Source organism: Solirubrobacter deserti, from assembly GCF_027587175.1.
GTDB classification, from domain to species: domain Bacteria; phylum Actinomycetota; class Thermoleophilia; order Solirubrobacterales; family Solirubrobacteraceae; genus Solirubrobacter; species Solirubrobacter deserti.
On record NZ_JAPCID010000018.1, the window covers coordinates 1 to 17,777 of the forward strand.

The 17,777-nt window shown below is 72.5% G+C and carries 22 protein-coding genes; 10 read left to right on the forward strand and 12 right to left on the reverse strand.

What is annotated here, in order from left to right; genetic code table 11:
- Positions 1 to 1,572 (reverse strand): hypothetical protein (locus OJ962_RS14210; protein WP_270006414.1); only part of this gene is annotated, 1,572 nt, incomplete at its 3' end.
- A 93-nt stretch (positions 1,573 to 1,665) separates the two neighbouring features.
- Between OJ962_RS14210 and OJ962_RS14215 the strand changes: the two genes are divergently transcribed.
- From OJ962_RS14215 to OJ962_RS14230, 4 genes are read left to right on the forward strand one after another with little or no spacing between them, the layout of a single operon-like run.
- Positions 1,666 to 2,772, forward strand: coding sequence for a hypothetical protein (locus tag OJ962_RS14215; protein ID WP_202957473.1), 1,107 nt, complete (start codon positions 1,666 to 1,668; stop codon positions 2,770 to 2,772).
- Positions 2,769 to 3,512, forward strand: coding sequence for an alpha/beta fold hydrolase (locus OJ962_RS14220; protein WP_255526248.1), 744 nt, complete (start codon positions 2,769 to 2,771; stop codon positions 3,510 to 3,512). The genes OJ962_RS14215 and OJ962_RS14220 overlap by 4 nt, the downstream gene beginning before the upstream one ends.
- A gap of 30 nt (positions 3,513 to 3,542) precedes the next feature.
- Positions 3,543 to 3,893: an ArsR/SmtB family transcription factor gene (locus OJ962_RS14225; protein WP_202957472.1), complete on the forward strand. Its 351-nt coding sequence runs from the start codon at positions 3,543 to 3,545 to the stop codon at positions 3,891 to 3,893.
- Positions 3,880 to 4,401: an SRPBCC family protein gene (locus tag OJ962_RS14230; protein WP_202957471.1), complete on the forward strand. Its 522-nt coding sequence runs from the start codon at positions 3,880 to 3,882 to the stop codon at positions 4,399 to 4,401. The genes OJ962_RS14225 and OJ962_RS14230 overlap by 14 nt, the downstream gene beginning before the upstream one ends.
- Here the strand turns inward: OJ962_RS14230 and OJ962_RS14235 are convergent.
- The 5 genes from OJ962_RS14235 to OJ962_RS14255 are packed head-to-tail and all read right to left on the reverse strand — an operon-like array spanning position 4,367 to position 7,996.
- Positions 4,367 to 5,305: a VWA domain-containing protein gene (locus OJ962_RS14235; RefSeq protein ID WP_202957470.1), complete on the reverse strand. Its 939-nt coding sequence runs from the start codon at positions 5,303 to 5,305 to the stop codon at positions 4,367 to 4,369. The genes OJ962_RS14230 and OJ962_RS14235 overlap by 35 nt on opposite strands.
- Positions 5,302 to 6,207 (reverse strand): DUF58 domain-containing protein, encoded by a 906-nt coding sequence (locus OJ962_RS14240; protein WP_202957469.1) that lies wholly within the window; start codon positions 6,205 to 6,207, stop codon positions 5,302 to 5,304. Before OJ962_RS14240 ends, OJ962_RS14235 begins: the two co-directional genes overlap by 4 nt.
- Complete coding sequence (locus OJ962_RS14245; RefSeq protein ID WP_202957468.1) at positions 6,204 to 7,214, reverse strand: AAA family ATPase; 1,011 nt, start codon at positions 7,212 to 7,214, stop codon at positions 6,204 to 6,206. Before OJ962_RS14245 ends, OJ962_RS14240 begins: the two co-directional genes overlap by 4 nt.
- Complete coding sequence (locus OJ962_RS14250; RefSeq protein WP_202957467.1) at positions 7,214 to 7,411, reverse strand: hypothetical protein; 198 nt, start codon at positions 7,409 to 7,411, stop codon at positions 7,214 to 7,216. The genes OJ962_RS14245 and OJ962_RS14250 overlap by 1 nt, the downstream gene beginning before the upstream one ends.
- Positions 7,412 to 7,444: 33 nt before the next feature.
- Positions 7,445 to 7,996 carry a TetR/AcrR family transcriptional regulator gene (locus OJ962_RS14255; protein ID WP_202957466.1) on the reverse strand — a complete coding sequence of 184 codons (552 nt, stop codon included), beginning with the start codon at positions 7,994 to 7,996 and terminating at the stop codon, positions 7,445 to 7,447.
- Between the two features lie 46 nt (positions 7,997 to 8,042).
- On the opposite strand from OJ962_RS14255, the gene OJ962_RS14260 reads away from it, so the two are divergent.
- From OJ962_RS14260 to OJ962_RS14275, 4 genes are read left to right on the forward strand one after another with little or no spacing between them, the layout of a single operon-like run.
- Positions 8,043 to 8,564: a cupin domain-containing protein gene (locus tag OJ962_RS14260; RefSeq protein ID WP_202957465.1), complete on the forward strand. Its 522-nt coding sequence runs from the start codon at positions 8,043 to 8,045 to the stop codon at positions 8,562 to 8,564.
- Positions 8,561 to 9,472, forward strand: coding sequence for an NADP-dependent oxidoreductase (locus tag OJ962_RS14265; RefSeq protein WP_202957464.1), 912 nt, complete (start codon positions 8,561 to 8,563; stop codon positions 9,470 to 9,472). The genes OJ962_RS14260 and OJ962_RS14265 overlap by 4 nt, the downstream gene beginning before the upstream one ends.
- 53 nt (positions 9,473 to 9,525) lie before the next feature.
- On the forward strand, positions 9,526 to 10,179 hold the full coding sequence (locus OJ962_RS14270; RefSeq protein ID WP_202957463.1) for a response regulator transcription factor: 654 nt from the start codon (positions 9,526 to 9,528) through the stop codon (positions 10,177 to 10,179).
- Between the two features lie 40 nt (positions 10,180 to 10,219).
- Positions 10,220 to 11,125, forward strand: coding sequence for a sensor histidine kinase (locus OJ962_RS14275; protein ID WP_202957462.1), 906 nt, complete (start codon positions 10,220 to 10,222; stop codon positions 11,123 to 11,125).
- A 93-nt stretch (positions 11,126 to 11,218) separates the two neighbouring features.
- On the opposite strand, the gene OJ962_RS14280 is transcribed toward OJ962_RS14275, so the two are convergent.
- Entirely contained in the window at positions 11,219 to 11,650 is a 432-nt protein-coding gene (locus OJ962_RS14280; RefSeq protein ID WP_202957461.1) for an HIRAN domain-containing protein, read from the reverse strand.
- 17 nt (positions 11,651 to 11,667) lie between these two features.
- Here OJ962_RS14280 and OJ962_RS14285 point away from each other — a divergent pair, with 17 nt between their 5' ends.
- Positions 11,668 to 11,856 (forward strand): hypothetical protein, encoded by a 189-nt coding sequence (locus OJ962_RS14285; RefSeq protein WP_202957460.1) that lies wholly within the window; start codon positions 11,668 to 11,670, stop codon positions 11,854 to 11,856.
- A gap of 70 nt (positions 11,857 to 11,926) precedes the next feature.
- Here the strand turns inward: OJ962_RS14285 and OJ962_RS14290 are convergent, their stop codons facing one another.
- The 3 genes from OJ962_RS14290 to OJ962_RS14300 are packed head-to-tail and all read right to left on the reverse strand — an operon-like array spanning position 11,927 to position 14,215.
- A complete protein-coding gene (locus tag OJ962_RS14290) occupies positions 11,927 to 12,139 on the reverse strand; it encodes a hypothetical protein (RefSeq protein WP_202957459.1) in 213 nt (70 codons plus the stop codon).
- 34 nt (positions 12,140 to 12,173) lie between these two features.
- Positions 12,174 to 13,094: a VWA domain-containing protein gene (locus OJ962_RS14295; protein WP_202957458.1), complete on the reverse strand. Its 921-nt coding sequence runs from the start codon at positions 13,092 to 13,094 to the stop codon at positions 12,174 to 12,176.
- Entirely contained in the window at positions 13,091 to 14,215 is a 1,125-nt protein-coding gene (locus OJ962_RS14300) for a S1C family serine protease (RefSeq protein WP_202957457.1), read from the reverse strand. Before OJ962_RS14300 ends, OJ962_RS14295 begins: the two co-directional genes overlap by 4 nt.
- Before the next feature lie 44 nt (positions 14,216 to 14,259).
- On the opposite strand from OJ962_RS14300, the gene OJ962_RS14305 reads away from it, so the two are divergent.
- Complete coding sequence (locus tag OJ962_RS14305) at positions 14,260 to 14,826, forward strand: DUF1707 SHOCT-like domain-containing protein (RefSeq protein WP_202957456.1); 567 nt, start codon at positions 14,260 to 14,262, stop codon at positions 14,824 to 14,826.
- Here OJ962_RS14305 and idi read toward each other — a convergent pair.
- Both idi and OJ962_RS14315 read right to left on the reverse strand, forming a co-directional pair.
- On the reverse strand, positions 14,807 to 15,325 hold the full coding sequence (idi, locus tag OJ962_RS14310) for an isopentenyl-diphosphate Delta-isomerase (RefSeq protein ID WP_202957455.1): 519 nt from the start codon (positions 15,323 to 15,325) through the stop codon (positions 14,807 to 14,809). The two genes, OJ962_RS14305 and idi, sit on opposite strands and share 20 nt — an antisense overlap.
- 218 nt (positions 15,326 to 15,543) lie before the next feature.
- Positions 15,544 to 17,739, reverse strand: coding sequence for a hypothetical protein (locus tag OJ962_RS14315; RefSeq protein ID WP_202957454.1), 2,196 nt, complete (start codon positions 17,737 to 17,739; stop codon positions 15,544 to 15,546).
- Positions 17,740 to 17,777 lie beyond the last annotated feature (38 nt).

Genomic DNA, 17,777 nt, shown 5'->3' on the forward strand with positions numbered 1-17,777 from the left:
GAGCTCGCGCTCGGCGGCCGCGTTGGACGGATACACGTGGTCCTCGAAGTCGACGATCGAGGGCCGGCCGATCCCCGCCACATGGGTCTGCTGCACGATCGTCCCGCGCCGGCCCGGCGTCGGCTGATGGCCCAGGTCCTGGCTCCCGACGCCGACGTGGGCGCCGCGCGTCGGTCGCTGCAGCCGCTCGCCGGTGGCCGCCTCACGCCGCTCGCGATCGGCGCGGTCGGTCGCCGACTCGCGCGCCGGCGGGGCGCCGTTGCGGACCACGTAGCCGCCGTCGTTGCCGCCGATGGTGAACAGACGCTTGGTCGCGCGGTCGTAGGAGTGCACGAGCACGATGTGGTCGCCGAACGCCTTCTCCGTGTTCTTCTCGTTGGCCACGGCGAGCGTGAGCACGTCACCGGGCCGGATGTCGAGGCCGTCGGCGCCGATCGAGGCGGTCGGGATCCAGTTGCGGCGCGAGTTGCGGGCGGTCTCGTGGTAGTCGCGCAGCGTCTGCAGACCGCCGTCCGGCGTGCGGATGTACTTGCGCACCACGTCCGGGTGCCCCTCGCCGTAGGTGAAGAAGGCGTAGACCTTCGAGGTCGAGTCCATGCCGCCGCGCAGATCGCGGTCCATGCCGCCGCCGGCGAGCATCTGCGAGGCGAACATCCCGCACCAGTTGATCATCTCGCCCCAGCCGGTGCCCGCGCGCGCCTCCTCGTGGACGTCGTGGGTGGCGCCCTCGCCGCGTTCGAGCTGGGCCATCGCGCCGCCGACCGCCCGCAGCTGCAGGGCGGCCAGGATTGCCTCGGTGACGGCGTGCTTCGGGTGCGCCCAGCGCTCGCCCCCGCGCGTGGCGGTCAGCGTCTCCAGCGGCGGCAGGTTCGTCGCGTCCCAGCGCAGCATCTCCTCCAGCTCGCGACCGGGCCGGGGGGAGTTGTCGGGCTGGGTGACGGCCGGCGCCGGCTCGCCCGCGCGCAGCTCCTGGAACTTGGCGGCGCGGCGGGTCGCGAACTGCTCCAGCGCGAGCGGGATGCGCAGCTCCCGCAGCTCGGCGACCTGCGGGTGCGCGGGCGCGCCCGGCGCCGGCGTGCCGTCGCGGCGCGCGCCGGTGAGGTCGGCGTACTCCTGGTCGCTGACGCCGGCCAGCTGGCGCTCGGCGTCGAAGGTCGCCGGGTCGCGGACCAGCGCGATCGCGAGCCGCACCCGCGTCGCCGACCCCGACACGGCCGCGAGCTGGTCGAGCGCGCCCGCCTGGCGGATGTGCTCGACCGCCTCGACGATGTGCACGATCCAGTAGCCGTTGAGCACCTCGGGCGCGGCGGCCGCGTACTGCGGATCGCGCAGCAGGTCCGTGACGATCTTCGTCGCCAGCTCGTCGGTCGGGATGCCCTGGCCGCGGTGCCCCCAGTAGCCGCTGTCGAGGTCCTTGCCCTCGGGATAGCGGGTCTGGCGGGCGAGGATCGCGCGGGCCACGGCGGCGTTGCCCGCGGATTGGTGCAGCTGGAGGATCCTCGCCGCCGGCGGCCGGTCCTGGGCCGGCTCAGCCTGCGGATCGCGCGCTCGGGCGGGAACTCGCTCGTGCACCGCCCGACTGTACCCGCGGCCGGACGCGCCGTGGGATTTTCGGCGCCCGCCGCGCCGACGGATCTTCGCTCGGGCTGACTACTCTGCGGGCCCATGAGGTTCATGCTCGGAGTGCTGGCGGCCCTGCTCCTGCTGCTCGCACCACAGGCTGCATCCGCCAAGGTCAAGACGCTCGCGGAACGCGACGCGCTGATCCACGGCATCGCCGGTGACGACGACTACGTGTTCGTCACCGAGCCGGGAATCGGCGTCGCCACCGACGGGCCGCGCGTCGTCGTCCTGGACCGCAAGAGCGGCCGGGAGAAGGCCGTCCTGCCTGCACCGCCGAACGGCTTCAAGCTGCCGTTCGCGCTGCGCTCGCCGAGGGAGGGCAAGCTCGTCGTGCTCGACGCGGGCGGGTTCCCGCCGCAGGGCCCGCCGGTCGTCTACGACTACACCTACTCCGACCGCAAGGGCAGGTTCAGCGCCAAGCTCACGCGCACGGTCGACTTCGCGGGCCTGCCGCTGGCGTTCGCCGAGGACCTCGAGGTGCTGCCCAACGGCGAGTACGTCGTGTCCGAGTCCGTGCTCGGCGGCCTGTGGCTGATCGGTCGCGACGGCCAGATCCGGCCAGGGCTGGTCCCGCCCGACCAGGGGACGCCGCTGCCCGGCCTCGCCGGCTGCCCGTTCCTCGGCTCGGGCCAGACCGTCGGCGGCCTGCCGTTTGCGGCGCCCGGGAGCTTCGCGCCCGGCGCGGGCTCGCTCGCGGTACGCGGGGATGAGCTGTACCTGTCCTCGACGTGCGCCGGCGGCGTGCAGAAGCTCAAGCTCTCCACGCTGCGCGACAGCAGCCGCCCGGCGATCGAGCGGGTCGCGGAGATCGTGACCGTCGCCAAGCGCCAGTACGAGCTCGAGAGCCTGAAGGGCATCACGTTCGACCCGTACGACGCGCGCGATCCGTGGATCTATGCCGGCGACCCGTTCCGGCTGCAGCTGATCCGCATCCACTCGCGCACGGGCAAGCGCGAGGTGCTGTCCAAGGACGCCAAGCGGCTGCACTTCACCGTCGCGACCGCGTTCCTGCCGCCGGCCAAGCGCAAGCGTCAGGCGCCGCTCGTGACCGCGTCCGACCAGGAGTACCGCTTCTCGGTGCTCAACACGGGCATCACGAGCGACCAGTTCCAGCCGCCGTTTATCGTGGCGGAATACACGCCACGCTGAAACCGCTCGTCCTCATCCACGGCTTCACCGGCTCCCCGCGCGTGTGGGACCTGGTGAGGCCGCGGTTGGAGCGCGACTTCGAGGTCTTGACGCCGGCGCTGCCTGGCCACCTCGGCGGACCGCCGCTGCCGGAGGAGATCACGCCCCATACGATGGCCGACGCCGTGGCGCGGTGCATGGACGAGGCGGGATGGGAGACGGCGTACATCGTGGGCAACTCGCTCGGCGGCGCGCTCGCCCTGCGGCTCGCGGCGCGCGGGCGCGCCCGCGCGGTGATCGGTCTCGCCCCCGGCGGCGGCTGGCTCGACGACCGCGTCCGCGACGCCACGCTCGAGTGGTTCGCCGGCATGCACGAGCTCGTCCGCGGCGCCGCGCCGCGCGCGGCGTGGATCGCGTCCTCGCCCGAGCGGCGCCGTCAGGTCCTCTCGTCCATGTCGGAGCGACACGAGCACGTTCCGGCCGAGCTCGTCGCCGACGTGATCCGCGCCGCGGCGTTGTGCGTCGAGACGCCGCGCATGATCGAGGTCGCGCGCCGGTCCGACTGGGCGCTCGGCCCGATCACCTGCCCGATCCGGATGGTGTGGGGCACCGAGGACAAGCTGCTGCCGTGGCCGGCTGCGGCGGAGCGCTACCGTCGCGACCTGCCGCACGCGGAGTGGATCGAGCTCGACGGCGTCGGCCACTGTCCGCAGGTGGACGTGCCGCTCGAGACCGCAGAGCTCATTAGCGGCTTCGCTTGACACATTCCCATATGGGTATATATTGTGTGCGTGGCACGAGCAGCGACGACAGCCGATGTGTTCAACGCGGTGGCCGAGCCGCGGCGGCGCGAGATCCTCGATCTGCTGATGGAGGGCGAGCGCCCGGTCGGCGACATCGTCGAACGGCTCGAACTTGGCCAGCCACAGGTGTCAAAGCATCTGAAGGTCCTCCGAGAGGTGGGTCTGGTGGACGCACGTGAAGACGGCCGGATGCGGGTCTATCGCCTCAACGGCCGCGGGCTCAAGCCCATCCACGACTGGGTCTCGAACTACGAGCGCACCTGGAGCGAGCGGTTCGACGCCCTGGACGTGGTCCTCGACGAACTCAAAGACAAGGAGGCGCGTGATGAGCGGCCTTAGCGGTTCAGCGGTTCTGACCACGCCGTCGGACACCGAGATCGTGATGACGCGGGAGTTCGACGCGCCGCCCGAGCTCGTGTGGAAGGCGTGGACGACGCCCGAGCTGGTCTCGCGCTGGTGGCCCGGCAAGCGGGGCACGATGAAGCGCTGCGAGATCGACCTGCAGGTCGGCGGCAAGTGGCGCTACGTGATGGAGACGAGCGAGGGCGGCTACGAGGTCGGCTTCCACGGCGAGTACCGCGAGATCGAGCCGGCGGAGAAGCTCGTCAACACCGAGGTGTTCGAGGGAGCGCCGCCCGAGGCGGGGGCGGCGCTCAACACGAACGTGTTCGAGGCGATCGACGGCGGTCGGACGCGCCTGACGATGACCACGAGCGTGGGCTCCAAGGAGGTCCGCGACATGATCATCGGGACCGGCATGGAGACCGGCGCTCAGGAAGGCCTGGACATCATCGACGAGATCGTGGCGGAGCTCACGGCAGCCGACCGCGCCAGCGCAGCGACGTGAACGCCGCGCCCGCGAGGGCGAGCAGACCGAAGGCCGCGAAGCCGGCGCTGACCTCCCGCTTCTCCTCCTTGGTGCCGATGCGCGAGCCGAGCGTCTCGTAGACCTCGTCGAGCGCACCGGCGTCCTCGGCGGTGAACGCCCGGCCGCCGGAGATCTCGGCCACCTGCTGCATCGCCTCCGGGTCCGGCGGCACCGGCATGCTCTGGCCGAAGTTGCCCTCCACCACGCCGTCGGGCGTGCCCAGCGCGACGGTGTAGATCGGGACGCTGGCCGCCCGGGCGCGCTGGGCGACCTCGGCCGGGTCCTGCCCGGACTGGCTCGCGCCGTCCGAGAGCAGCACGATCGCGGCCGGCGGCCTGTTCTCGTCCCGCGTCTCCAGCGCCTGCAGGGCGGAGTCGAGGGCGTCGCCGGTCGCCGTGCCGCCCTCGGCCTGCAGGGCGTTGAGCGTCGTCTCGACGGTCATGCGGTCCTGCGTGGGGCGCATCACGGTGTGCGGGCCATCGGCGAACGCCACCAGGCCGACCTGCAGCTGCTCCGGCACGTTGTCCAGGAACCGGTTCGCGGCCTGCTTGGCGGCCGCGAGCCGGCTCGGCTGCACGTCGACGGCGTTCATCGAGCCCGACGTGTCCGTGACGAGCATGACGCTCGCCCGCTCCACCGGGACGGCGACCGTCGCCTCCGGCCGCGCCAGCGCGATCGCCATGCCCGCCAGCGCCATCATCAGCAGCGCGGGCGGCAGGTTCTTGCGCACGCCGCCGTGCTTGGGCGCGACGGCGGCGAGCGTCGCCGCGGCCGGGAAGCGGATCACGTACCTGGACGGTCGGCGGCGCGAGAGCAGCAGCGCCAGGATCGCGATCGGGACGACCGCCAGGCCGGCCAGGAACAGCGGTGCCTGGAAACTCATCTGAGGCTCCTTCCGAGCGCCCGCAGCCAGTCTTGATCGGTGCCGACCTCGACGTGCCGCGCGCGGGCGCGGCGCAGGTGGGACTTGAGCCCGTCGCGGCGGGCGAGCTCGGCGGCGGCGAACCGGCGCCGCAGCTCGGCGCTGGACGAGTCGGCCTCCACGCGCTGGCCCGTCTCGGGGTCCACGAGCGTGAGGTGGCCGACGTCGGGCAGCTCGGTCTCGCGCGGGTCGAAGACCTCGACCGCCAGCACGTCGTGGCGCGCGCCGAGCGCGCGCAGCGCCCGCGCCCACCGACTCTCCTCCCGGAAATCACTCACCACGACAACCAGGGAGTGGCCCCGTGCCAGACGGTTCACGCGGCGCATCCCCTGCTCGAGCGCGTCCTCGGGCGCGTGGCCGTCGGCGGCGACGCCCTTCGCGAGGGAGCGGCGCAGCTGCACGAGGGCGGAGCGTCCGGCACTCGGCGCCATCTGCTGCGGCTCGGGCGCGCCGCACGTGAGCAGGCCGATGCGGCCCGCGCGGCGCACCGCCAGGCGGCCGAGCACGAGCGCGACGCCCTCGGCCACGTCCGACTTCAGGCGGTCCGCGGTGCCGAAGGCCATGCTCGCGGAGACGTCCACGAGCAGCCACGTCGTGAGCGTGCGCTCCGGCACGTGGTCGCGGACGTGCGGCAGGCCGGTGCGGGCGCTGGCGGCGGCGTCGAGCGTGCGGACGTCGTCGCCGACCTGGTACGGCCGGATCTGCGCGAGCTCGGTCCCCAGCCCCAGCCCGACCGCGCGGCGCTCACCCGGGAGCGGGCCGGCCGCGCGGCTGGCGAGGACGAGGTCGAGCGCCTCGACCAGCGCCGCCTGCATCGGGCCCGGGCCTTGCGAGCCGGGCGGGGAAGAGACCAGCGTGCTCACGCCGCAACTGCCTCCCGCGCGGGCTTCATGCCGCCGACGCGCTCGAGCACGCGGTCGAGCAGGTCGTCGGCCTTGACGCCGTCGCCGAGCGCGTCGTAGGTGAGCACCAGGCGGTGGCGCAGCACGTCGGCGGCGAGATCGGCCACGTCCTCGGCGACCACGTGGTTGCGGCCGCGCAGCAGCGCGAGCGCCTGGGCGGCCTGGACGGCGCCGATCGGGCCGCGCGGGGAGGCGCCGAACTCGATCAGGCCCTCCAGCTCGTGCAGGCCGTACTTGCCCGGATGGCGGGTCGCGTCGCCGAGCGCGACGGCGTACCCGATCACGTCGCGGTCCACGTAGACGCGGCGGCTGAGCTCCTGGTAGCGCTCCAGGTCGGCCGTGGTGAGCTTCTCGCGCACCTGCACCGGCGGCGAGATCGCGCGCCCGACGACCGCGGCCTCCTCGCCGACGGTCGGGTAGTCCACGATCAGCTTGAACAGGAAGCGGTCGACCTGCGCCTCGGGCAGCGGGTAGGTGCCCTCGTTCTCGATCGGGTTCTGCGTCGCCATGACCAGGAACGGGCGCGGGAGCGGGAACGTCTCGCCGGCGATCGTCACCTGACGCTCCTGCATGACCTCGAGCAGCGCGCTCTGCACCTTGGCGGGCGCGCGGTTGATCTCGTCCGCGAGCAGGAAGTTGCCGAACACCGGGCCGAGCTCGGTGTCGAAGCGGCCCGTGTCCGGGCGGTAGATGCGCGTGCCGACGAGGTCGGAAGGCACGAGGTCCGGCGTGAACTGGACGCGGCGGAACGAGCCGCCGAGGACGTCGCTGAGCGTCTTGATCGTCAGCGTCTTGGCGAGGCCGGGAACGCCCTCGAGCAGCACGTGGCCGCCCGCGAGCAGCGCGACGAGCAGGCGCTCGAGCATCGCGTCCTGGCCGACGATCACGCGCTTGAGCTCGTACAGCGCGCCTTCGAGGCCGGCGCGCGGATCGTCGAACTCGAGCCGCTGCGTGTCTTCGTCGTGCATCACAGCTCCGCGCCGGCCGTCTCCGCGGCGGCGTCGTTGCTCTTGTCCGGGCAATCGTCGCCACGATCCTGCGGCGCCGGCGTCGGCGTCTGCTGCTGGATCGTCTGCGTCTCAGGCGTGTCCGTCACGGCGAACGCGGCGGGGACACCGATGGCGAGGGCGCCGCCCGCGGCGGCGATCACGAGGAACTTCTTCATGGGACCGAGCGTGGCGGCCGGTCCGTCAGGTCCTCATAAGCGCAGGCCGTTCAACAGCAGCTCGATCTGGCGGCCGGCGTACAGGTCCCAGTCCTCCACGGACGGCAACGGGCGCGAGAGCAGCGACGCGCTGACGATCAGGTCGATCGGGGTGAGGTCGGAGCGCAGCTCGTGCGCCGCGTGGCCGCGGTCGACCAGGCTCTGCAGGACGACGCGGACCTCGGCCTGCAGCGCGCGGATCGCGTCGTCGAACACCACCGGGCCGCCGTGCAGGGGCAGGACGAAGCGGTCGCGATCGCGCAGCGTGGCGACGAGGAACGAGCGCACGCCCTCGAGCGCGGAGCCGGGCTGGCCGGCAGCGGCGCGCGCGTTCGCCAGGGCCAGCTCGAATGACCGGTGCACGATCGCGCTCAACAGCTCCTCACGCGTGGCGAAGTGCCGGTACACGGTGCCGATGCCCACGCCCGCCTGGCTCGCGATGTCGGCCATCGGCACCTTCTCGCCGTTGCGCCGGATCAGCTCGGTGGCGGCGTCCAGCACCCGCTCCCGATTGGCGGCGGCGTCCTTGCGGGGGGCCCGAGACACCCCGGGATCATCGCAGTACAAAACGGATGATATCGTCCGCTTCACGATGAGCGACCTGCATGACGACGACCTCCGGCGCGGCCTTGCGGTCGCGCGGCCAGACGACCCGGACCTGACGCATCTGGCCGTGGTCGGCGACACCTACACCGTGCTGCTGACCGGCGAGCAGACCGCGGGGCGCTTCGCGCTGATCGACATGCTGATCCCGCCCGGCGGCGGGCCGCCGCCGCACCGGCACGCGTTCGAGGAGTGCTTCCACGTGCTCGCGGGCTCGGTCGAGGTCACGCTGCGCGACGATCCGCCCGTGCGCCTTCAGGCCGGCGAGACGGTCAACATCCCGGGCCACGCGCCGCACTCGTTCCGCAACGTCGGCGACGACACCGCGCGGCTGCTGTGCACCGCGGTCCCGGCCGGCCTCGAGCGGTTCTTCGCCGAGTTCGGCGACCCCGTCGAGTCCAGGACGGCGCCCGCCCCGCCGCTCAGCGACGAGGAGCGCCAGGCGCGCCTGAAGCGCGCCGTCGAGCGCGCTCCCCACTACGGCATGGAGCTGCTGGGAGGCCCGCGATGAAGGCGGTGCGCTTCCACGAGTTCGGCGACGCCGGCGTCCTGCGCTACGAGGACGCCCCCCAGCCAGCGCCCGGCCCGGGCGAGGTGCGGCTGCGCGTCGCCGGCACGTCGTTCAACCCCGTGGACGACGGCATCCGCGGCGGCTACCTGCGCGAGGTGTTCCCGGTGACGCTGCCGCACGTTCCCGGCATCGACGTCGCCGGGACGGTCGATGCGGTGGGGGAGGGCGTGACCGGCGTGGGCGTCGGCGACGCGGTCGTCGCCTTCCTGCCGATGACGGCGCCGGGCGCGTCCGCGGAGTACGTGGTGGCACCGGCGGAGCTGCTCGCGCCGGCGCCCACGAGGATCCCGCTGGCGGACGCCGGAGCCTTCCCGATGGTCGCCCTCACGGCCTGGCAGGCGCTGTTCGACGAAGCGGGGCTGCAGACCGGCCAGCGCGTGCTGGTCAACGGCGCGGGCGGCGCGGTCGGCGCCTACGCGGTGCAGCTGGCCAAGCGGGCCGGCGCGCACGTGGTCGCGACCGCCAGCCCGCGCAGCGAGGCGCGCGTGCGGTCCGCGGGCGCGGACGAGGTGATCGACCACACCGCGAAGCCGGTGACGGTGGCCGAGCCCGTGGACGTGCTGCTCAACCTCGCGCGCGTCGAGCTGGCGGAGCTCGTCGCCCTCGTCCGCGCGGGCGGCGTCGTCGTGAACACCGTCCCGACGATCGCCATGCCCACCGACGACGAGCGCGTGCGCTTCGTGGGCGTCTTCGTCCGCAGCGACGCGCAACAGCTGGCGGAGCTGTCGGCGCTGGTCGACCGCGGCGAGCTGCGCGTCGACGTGGCCGAGCGCGTGCCGCTGGCCGAGCTGCCCGCGCTGCACGCCCGCGCGGAGACCGTGTCGGGCAAGGTCGTGATCCTCGTCTGACGCATACGCGCCGTTGAGGGGGCGTTCAGGCGCCGCGCCTATTTTGCCCTCTCATGAGAGTCCTGGTCGCTGAGGACCACCCCCGCATCGCCGGCGCCGTCGCGCGCGGGCTGCGCCGTGAGGGCATGGCGGTGGACGTCGCCGAGGACGGCGCCGCCGCCCTCTACAAGGCGCGCATCAACCCGTACGACATCGTGGTGCTCGACCGTGACCTGCCCGAGGTCCACGGCGACGATGTATGCCGCGCGCTGACCGCCGAGCAGCCGCGCACGAAGGTCCTGATGTTGACCGCGGCGCGGTCCACCGACGACCTGGTGGAAGGGCTCGCGCTGGGCGCCGACGACTACCTCGCCAAGCCGTTCCGCTTCGCCGAGCTGGTCGCGCGCCTGCGCGCGCTCGGGCGTCGCACGGGTGAGGCGCGCCCGCCCGTGCTGACCGCCGGCGACGTCGTGCTCGACCCGTCCAGGCGCGAGGCGTCACGCGGCGGCCGCGACCTCGAGCTCACGCCCAAGGAGTTCGCCGTGCTCGAGGCGCTGCTGGAGGCGCAGGGCGCGGTCGTCACACCGGAGATGCTGCTCGAGCGCGCGTGGGACGAGATGCTCGACCCGCTGAGCAACACGGTCCGCATGACCGTGATGGGGCTGCGCCGCAAGCTCGGCGAGCCCGCGCTGATCGAGACCGTCCGCGGAGCCGGCTACCGAATCTGAAGGCGACGCAGCCCTTCCGCCCCACCCCGATCATCCGACCTTGATTCCGCATCTGCGTGTCCGGCTGACCGTCATCTACGGCGGCCTGTTCGCCGCGTTCGTGGCGGTGGTGCTCGGCGTCTCCTACTGGCTGATGGGACGCCACCTGCACCGGACGCTGAGCGAGTTGGAGGCCGACGCCGCGCAGGCCCAGCTCGGCACGCAGTACCTGCTGTTCTTCCTCGGCGCGACGCTGGTCGCCGGCGCGCTCGGCTGGTTCTTCGCCGGCCGTGAGCTGCGCTCGATGCAGGCTGCCTTCGACGCCCGCGAGCGCTTCGTGGCCAACGCGTCGCACGAGCTCCGCTCGCCGCTGACCGTCATCCGCACCGAGACCGACGTGACGATGGCCAACCCGGATGCCGACGTCGACGAGTTCCGCGCCATGGGCACCGAGATCGTGTCGGCCGTCGAGGACATGGACGCGCTGCTCGACGGCTTGATGGTCCTGGCCCGCTCCGGCCACGGCCTGCCCTCGGTCGAGCCCGTGGACCTTGCCGCCGCCGCCCGCGCCGCCGCGAGGCGCGTGCGCGCCGACGGCGTGCACGTCCGGCTCGACCTCGCCCCGGCGGGCGTCCGCGGCGAGCGCCGGTTGCTCGAGCGCCTGGCCGCGAACCTGATCGAGAACGGCGTCCGCTACAACGCGCCGGGCGGCTTCGTGGCGGTCACGACGCGCGCTTCGCAAGACGGCGCCGTGCTGGACGTCGTCAACTCCGGCCCGCTCGTCGACGCCTCGATCGCCGACCGGCTCGTCGAGCCGTTCGAGCGCGGTGGCCGCACGGGCACGCACGGCGCGGGGCTCGGCCTGTCGATCGTGCGCAGCGTCGCCGAGGCGCACGGCGGCCGGCTCGCGCTGTCGCCGCGGGCCGAGGGCGGCCTCGCCGTCCGCGTCTCACTGCCGGCCGCCTGAATGGGTGGTCGACGAAACTCTCGCTATCCGATACTTCCGTCGACCACCCACCACGATCGCACCCGAGCGAACGCGCACGCTCGCCGTTGACGTTCACGCGGTCACGCGCAACTCGACCGGCTCGCGCGAGAGCAACATCGTCACGCCGTCGCGCGGGTCACGCGGCGACCGGCGCCGCTCGCGCAACACCAGCGCGTTCCAGCCAACCACTTCGACCGTGTACTCGCGCGGGACGTAGCCGAGCGGCGTGCCGTCACCGAGGTCCACCGCGACCGCGGACGGGTCGTGCGGGTTGGACGGCTCCGGCCGCAGCCGCAACACCGATCCGGGCGCGGCCAGGTCCGAGGCCAGCGCCTCGGGCCGGTGGACCGCGCCCGCGACGTTCGCCACGATCAGCCCGTCCGGCAACGCGTCCCGGCCCAGGAACCGTCCCGAGTCGTCGACCAGCTGGAAGCCGGCGACCCAGACCTCGCCGCCGTCATCCGGATACCAGTACTGCTCCTGGCGCTCGACCGGGACGATCACTGGGTAGTGATCCTGGCATGGAGCTCCACAAGCAAGTCGGGCATGCCGGGCTGATCGGGTGGCGGGAGAAGGTTGCCGACGTGGTCGCGCCGCGCGCGCCGATCAACGACGACACGGCGCGGGCGCTGATCGGCGGCGCGTTCTTCGTCCTCTCGGTCTACTACGTGATCCAGACCGTCGTGCGCATCGCCAAGCAGTCCGACTAGAGATCCGCGAAGCGATCTCTCAGCCGAAATCGCGACGCACCGGCGAAGCCGGTCGCCGCGATGTGGCGCCCTAGACGCGGCCGCCGCGGTCCCGGTGCGGACGCTCGTAGCGGTCGCAGTCGAGCTTGGAGCGCTCGAGCACGAGGTCCTGCGAGGGCGCCGTGGGAGCGGGCGTGGCGGCGGCGATGGCGAGCGTGCGGTCCACGCCCGTCATCCCGTGGAGAGAGACGCCGAGGAGTCCGACGCCCGCCACCAGCGTGGCGGCAAATCCGGCCTTGCGCATGCCCACAGTCAATCCCGGGTTGCTGAACGCAACCTCAAAGCAACCGACGAAACCACCTAAGGGAGAGTCCGCCGCCGAGCAGGAGCAGGATCGCGGCGCCACCGGCGAACGCGCTGGTGACCTCCCGCTGCTCCTCCTTGGTCGCGACCTCCGAGCCGAGCTGCTCGTAGACCTCGCTCAGCTGCGAAGCCTGGTCGGCCGTGAACGCCTGGCCGCCCGAGCGCTCGGCGATCTGCGCGAGCGTCGCGACGTCCGGCGGGACCGCGTCGCCGTTGGGCAACGTGCCCGACGCCGTGCCGAGCGCGACGGTGTAGATCGGGATCCGCAGCCGCTGGGCCTCGCCGGCGATCGGCAGCGGGTCACGTCCGTGCGTCGCCTGGCCGTCCGAGAGCAGGACGATCGCGCCCGGCGCCTTCTGCGCCTTGATCATCTCCAGCGAGGTCGCCAGCGCGTCGCCGGTCGCGGTGCCGCCGCTCGGCGTCATCGCGGCGTCCATGGCGCGGCGCACCTCGTCGCGCTCGGTGGTCGGCGAGGACACGGCCTGCGCGCGGTGGTTGAACACCACGCCGCCGACACGCACCCGCTCGGGCACCTCGTCCAGGAACGTCTCGCCCGCCTCCTTCGCGGCCGCCAGCCGGGAGGGAGCGACGTCCGTGGCCATCATCGACCCGGAGTGGTCCATGGCGAGCACGATCGTCGCCTGCTCGGCCGGCACCGCCACGGTCACTTCGGGACGGGCCAGCGCGGCGATCAACGCCGCGGTCGCGAGTCCAGCCAGTCCGAGTGGGAGGTGGCGGCGCCAGCCGGGCGAGCGCGGGACGGCCGAGATCGCCACACGGGGGGACGCGAACGCCGCCGCAGCGCGGTGGCGGCGACGTTCGGTCAGCACGTAGGCCACGGCGAGCAGCGGGATCAGCCCCAGCCCGGCCAGCAGCCACGGGGACTGAAAGCTCACGGCCGCGTCCCGAGCTCGACCTGGACGGTCTGCTGGGCGCCGCCGCGGGTGATCTCCACCGCGACCCGCTCACCGGGACGGCGGTCCTGGACCGCGGACGCGACGTCGTCGGAGTCGGCGACGCGCTCGCCGCCGACGGACCGGATCACGTCACCCACGCGCAGGCCGGCCGCCTGAGCCGGGCCGCCGGCGTTCACCGAAGCGACGGTGACGCCGTTCGTGCCCCCGCTCGTGGAGACGCCGAGGAACGCGCGCTTGATGTCCTCGCCGCGCTCGAGGCGCGGGATCACGTCGCGCACCGTGTTGGACGGCACCGCGAACCCGATCCCGACGCTCCCGCCGCTCTGCGACGCGATCTGCGAGTTGACGCCGATCACGCGGCCCTGCGCGTCGAGCAGCGGGCCGCCCGAGTTGCCGGGGTTGATCGGCGCGTCGGTCTGGATCACCGAGTCGATCTGGAAGCCGTCCGGCGCCTGGATGTGACGGCCCGTGCCGGACACGATGCCCGCCGTGGTCGTCTGCGAGAGCCCGAACGGCGAGCCGATCGCGACCGCGAGCTGGCCCGTGCGGACGGCATCCGAGTCGGCGAGCGAGAGCGCCTTCAGCGGCCGGCCGACGTCGACCTTGACGACCGCGAGATCGCTCGACTCGTCCACGCCGAGGACGCGGCCGGTCGCGGTCTCGTCATCGGCGAACTGGACCTGCACCGTCTGCGAGCTGCCGACCACGTGCGCGTTGGTGACGATCGTCCCGTCGGCGCCGGTGACGAAACCCGTGCCGGACCCGCCGCGCACCTGGATGGAGACGACCGACTCGCGCGCCGCGGCGTAGATCGCGGCGACGTCGCCGGTCTGCTTGGCGCCGACCAGCGCGGGCCCGCTGTTGACCGCCGCGGGATTGCCGTCGGTGTCGACGACGCCGAACGCAAACGCGCCGCCGCTCACCAGTACGGCGGACACGAGCCCGCCGGCCACGGCCGCGCTGAAGTGGCCACGCCGCTTGGGCGCGGCGGGCGGCGGTGCGGCCGGCGGCGGCGGGGCCGACGGCACCTCCGGTTCATACGGGCGCGCGCGACGACCGTCCGTGGGGTCGCCGTCGAGCCAGAGCAGGGGATCGGTCATGTCCACCGAGGTTGGAGGGCGGCACGTCAGGTCAAGATAAGGAGGTGTCCATTGACCCCATGCGCGCCTCCGACGTCGAACGCGAGCGGATCGTGGCCGAGCTGCGCCAGGCGGCGACCGAGGGCCGGCTCGACGTCGACGAGCTCGACGAGCGCACCGCATCCGCGTACACGTCGAAGACCCGCGGCGAGCTGCTGCAGCTGATCGAGGACATCCCGACCGCGCGCGTCGCGCCGCCTTCCCCGTCGCCGCAGCGCCGGCTCCCCACGACGCCCGGCCGCACGGGCTTCACCGCGCGCTGGCTCGCTCCCGCGCGGCGCCGTCAGGCCGCGACCGAGCTCGCCGAGTTCGTGGCGCCGCCGATGCGCGCCCACGGGTACGCGCTCGAGCACGCGAGCGACGCGCACATGGTCTTCGCCCGCAAGCACCGGCCGGTGTGGACGTACGTGCTCGCGGTCGCGCTGTTCCCGCTGGGGCTGCTGGCGCTGCTCCACACCGAGCGCGAGGAGATCGTGTGCGACCTCCACGAGCACGAGGACGGCACGCTGATCAGCGTGAGCGGCAAGGCGCCGCTGGCGATCCGGCGTGCGCTCAGCGAGCTGGAGCGTTGACGATCTCCCACGCCGGGGGGAACCAGGCGGTGAAGTCGGCCTCGCGGGCGCGTGCGATCCACGCGTTCAGCTCGTCCACGGGCACGAAGCGCCACTCCATGACCTCATCGGGGTCCGGCGACGGCTCGACGTCGATCTCGCACACGAGCAGGTGGTCGTACTCGTTCTCGACCAGGTCGGCCAGCTGGGCGCGGTAGCGCAGCACGCCCACTTCGCGCAGGGTCCCGGCCGGAATCCCGAGCTCCTCCTCGAAGCGCCGCGCCGCGGCCGCCTCGGTGGTCTCGCCGGGCCGCGGATGCCCGCAGGCCGAGTTCGTCCACAGGCCGGGGGAGTGGTACTTGCCGAGCGCGCGGCGCTGCAGCAGCAGCTCGCCCGCGGGGTTGAAGGCGAAGACCGAGAACGCCCGGTGCAGCTCACCCGAGCGGTGCACGGCGAGCTTCTCACCGACCCCCAGCTCGCGGTCCTCCTCGTCGATCAGCACCACGTTCTCCTCAAGCACGAGAAGAGACGGTATCGAGGCCCGGGACCGTTGCCCCGGGCCTCGGCCGAATGTTCGAGTTCGCTGAGGAATGTGCGGTGCGCCTGGGGTGGTGCAGCCGCCCGTGCCTCGCGCCGCCCGCGACAAGCGTGGCGTGCCTCTGGCACGTGAGCGTCGTGGGTGGCGCGAGGCGCCGCGGATGTGCCGCACCAGGTGTGCCGGTATTCCTCAGCGGGCTCTCACGGGTTGGTGGTGGAGAGGGTGAACGTCAGCGTCTTGCTGTACGTGCCCGTGCGCAGCGCGTCCTTGTCGCCGATCGGCTGCTTGAACGTGATCGTCGGCTTGTCGTTGGAGACCGGGCCGGTGTAGGTCTTGACCACGCCGAGCCCCTGCAGCGGCTGCGGGAGGACGAACGCGCCGTTGACCAGGTGGCCGGTGTTGGTGGTGCTCGGGTCGGTGACCGTGAGCGTCGCGTCACCGGCGGTGGAGATCACGTTGGCCATCGTGGAGGCCTCGTAGACCTGCGCGACGCCCGGGACGAAGGGCTCGAACGAGGGCGCCGTGCCCAGCGACAAGGCCAGTGCCGGAGCGACGCTGCCGCTCGCGCTGCTCTGGGTCTCGGCCGTCACGGTGTAGTTGACGGTCTTGGTCGTCGTGTTGCCGGCCTTGTCGACCGCCGTGACGGTGTAGGAGGCGGGGCCGAAGCTCGACGTGTCGAGGGTGGTCACGCTCGCCGTGCAGCTGTCGACGCCCAGGTCCTCGTCGGCGCACGTGAACGCGGCCGGGACGGTGGAGCCGATCGCGTACCCGACACCTTCGTTGGTCGAGGCGATCGTGGGCGCGGCGTTGTCGGCCGCGATCGCGCCGATCTGCGTCTGCGGGTTCGAGTAGGCGACCGTGTTCGCGCGATCCGTGAACGCGTTGTCGAGGTCCCACACGAGCAGGCCGCGGTAGATGTCGGCCTCGTAGATCTTGCCGTTGTACCAGTACGTCGACCAGTCGCCGCCGTCCGGGTAGCCGTCGTCGCCGTAGGTGCTCGACCACGGCAGCGGCTTGGGATCGGCGTAGGCGATCACCTTCGGCGCGGCGGGCTGCGAGAAGTCGATCACGTTGATGCCCGCCTGGTAGTTGCCGGACACGAGGTAGTTGCCGCCCTTGGTCGGCACCGTGTTGAAGTTGTGCCAGGTGCAGTTCTCGGTCTCGTTCTGCACGCGCGGCATCGGGACCGTGGAGATCTGGTCGCCCGTCTCGGCGTTCAGGATGAACAGCGACTTGAAGTGGGCGGAGCTGCCGGCCTGGCAGTTCGCCACGACGCCGCCGCCCGGCTCGTGCCCGAACACGACGGTCTTGCCGTCGTAGCTGAACGCGGCCGAGTGGCCGCCGCTCGCGTTCATGTTCTTCGACCACAGCTGGACCGGGTTCTCGATGCCGCCCGGCAGCGTCGGGTCGATCGTGGCGTCGAACTTGAACAGCGTGATGCCGTTGCCGCCCGCGCAGCTCGCGAGGCTGTTCGCGCCGTTGAGGAACACCGTGTTGTCGTGGCACTGGCGGCCGGCGGGGGCCTGCTTGACGTAGGAGGCCTGCGTCGGGTCCGAGAGCTTGATCTTCAGCACGTCCATCCAGGTGCAGGTGCCGCTGGAGCCGCCGTTGTAGATGTAGAGCGCGTCGAACTGCGGCGCCGGGACGGCCGTGGCGGTGTGCGAGCCGCAGCCGAGGCGCGGGACGTCGTTGACGCTGAAGCGCAGCCCCTGCTTGCCGTTGGACGGGTCGTTGCCGACATCGACCATGACGGGGTTCGTCGGGTCGGTGATGTCGAAGATGTGGACGCCCTCGAAGCCGACGCCGACGAGCGTGCCGCCGCAGGACTGCGTCGTGGCGCCGGAGGCGCGGACCGCCGAGTCCCACGAGCGGACGAGGATGTTCCCGTAGACGACGACGTCGCCCTGCGAGGTGGTGCAGCTCTTGTTGAGATGGACCTGCTTCGGCTTGGCCGGGTCCTTGATGTCGATCACGACGAAGCCGTCGTTGGTGCCCATGTAGGCGTAGTCGCCCTGGAACGCCAGGTCCGAGTTGTACGGGACCGGCAGGTACGGGATGACGTTGGGCGAGTAGCCGACCGGCGTCATGTTCGGCGTGTACTCGAACTCGCTCGCGACCTGCTCGAGCGTCGGGTCCTCGAGCGCCGCCGCCGCGGCGACCGCGGCCATCGACTTGCTCGCCGGCGAGGCGACCGGGCCGCCTTCGCCGCCGCACTCGTGGGCGAAGTCGGGGCGGTGCACACCCGCCCACAGCGCGTTGTTGAGCGACAGGAAGCTCGTCGCCGCCTTCGCGTTGGCGCCCGCGCACGGGTGCGCGACGGCCGACGCCGGTGCGAACAGCGCCACCGCGGCCAGCGCCCCGGCTCCCGCCAGGACGCTCTTGAACCCTCTACCCATTCCCGTTCCTCTCACGTAAGGACTCCACTCCTCCTAAA

Coding starts and splice junctions, on each gene's coding strand:
- OJ962_RS14300 (WP_202957457.1), bottom strand. CDS start 14,215: ATGACCGATCCCCTGCTCTGGCTCGACGGCGACCCCACGGACGGTCGT.
- OJ962_RS14260 (WP_202957465.1), top strand. CDS start 8,043: ATGAGCGACCTGCATGACGACGACCTCCGGCGCGGCCTTGCGGTCGCG.
- OJ962_RS14285 (WP_202957460.1), top strand. CDS start 11,668: ATGGAGCTCCACAAGCAAGTCGGGCATGCCGGGCTGATCGGGTGGCGG.
- OJ962_RS14245 (WP_202957468.1), bottom strand. CDS start 7,214: ATGCACGACGAAGACACGCAGCGGCTCGAGTTCGACGATCCGCGCGCC.
- OJ962_RS14250 (WP_202957467.1), bottom strand. CDS start 7,411: ATGAAGAAGTTCCTCGTGATCGCCGCCGCGGGCGGCGCCCTCGCCATC.
- OJ962_RS14265 (WP_202957464.1), top strand. CDS start 8,561: ATGAAGGCGGTGCGCTTCCACGAGTTCGGCGACGCCGGCGTCCTGCGC.
- OJ962_RS14230 (WP_202957471.1), top strand. CDS start 3,880: ATGAGCGGCCTTAGCGGTTCAGCGGTTCTGACCACGCCGTCGGACACC.
- OJ962_RS14315 (WP_202957454.1), bottom strand. CDS start 17,739: ATGGGTAGAGGGTTCAAGAGCGTCCTGGCGGGAGCCGGGGCGCTGGCC.
- OJ962_RS14290 (WP_202957459.1), bottom strand. CDS start 12,139: ATGCGCAAGGCCGGATTTGCCGCCACGCTGGTGGCGGGCGTCGGACTC.
- OJ962_RS14235 (WP_202957470.1), bottom strand. CDS start 5,305: ATGAGTTTCCAGGCACCGCTGTTCCTGGCCGGCCTGGCGGTCGTCCCG.
- OJ962_RS14215 (WP_202957473.1), top strand. CDS start 1,666: ATGAGGTTCATGCTCGGAGTGCTGGCGGCCCTGCTCCTGCTGCTCGCA.
- OJ962_RS14270 (WP_202957463.1), top strand. CDS start 9,526: ATGAGAGTCCTGGTCGCTGAGGACCACCCCCGCATCGCCGGCGCCGTC.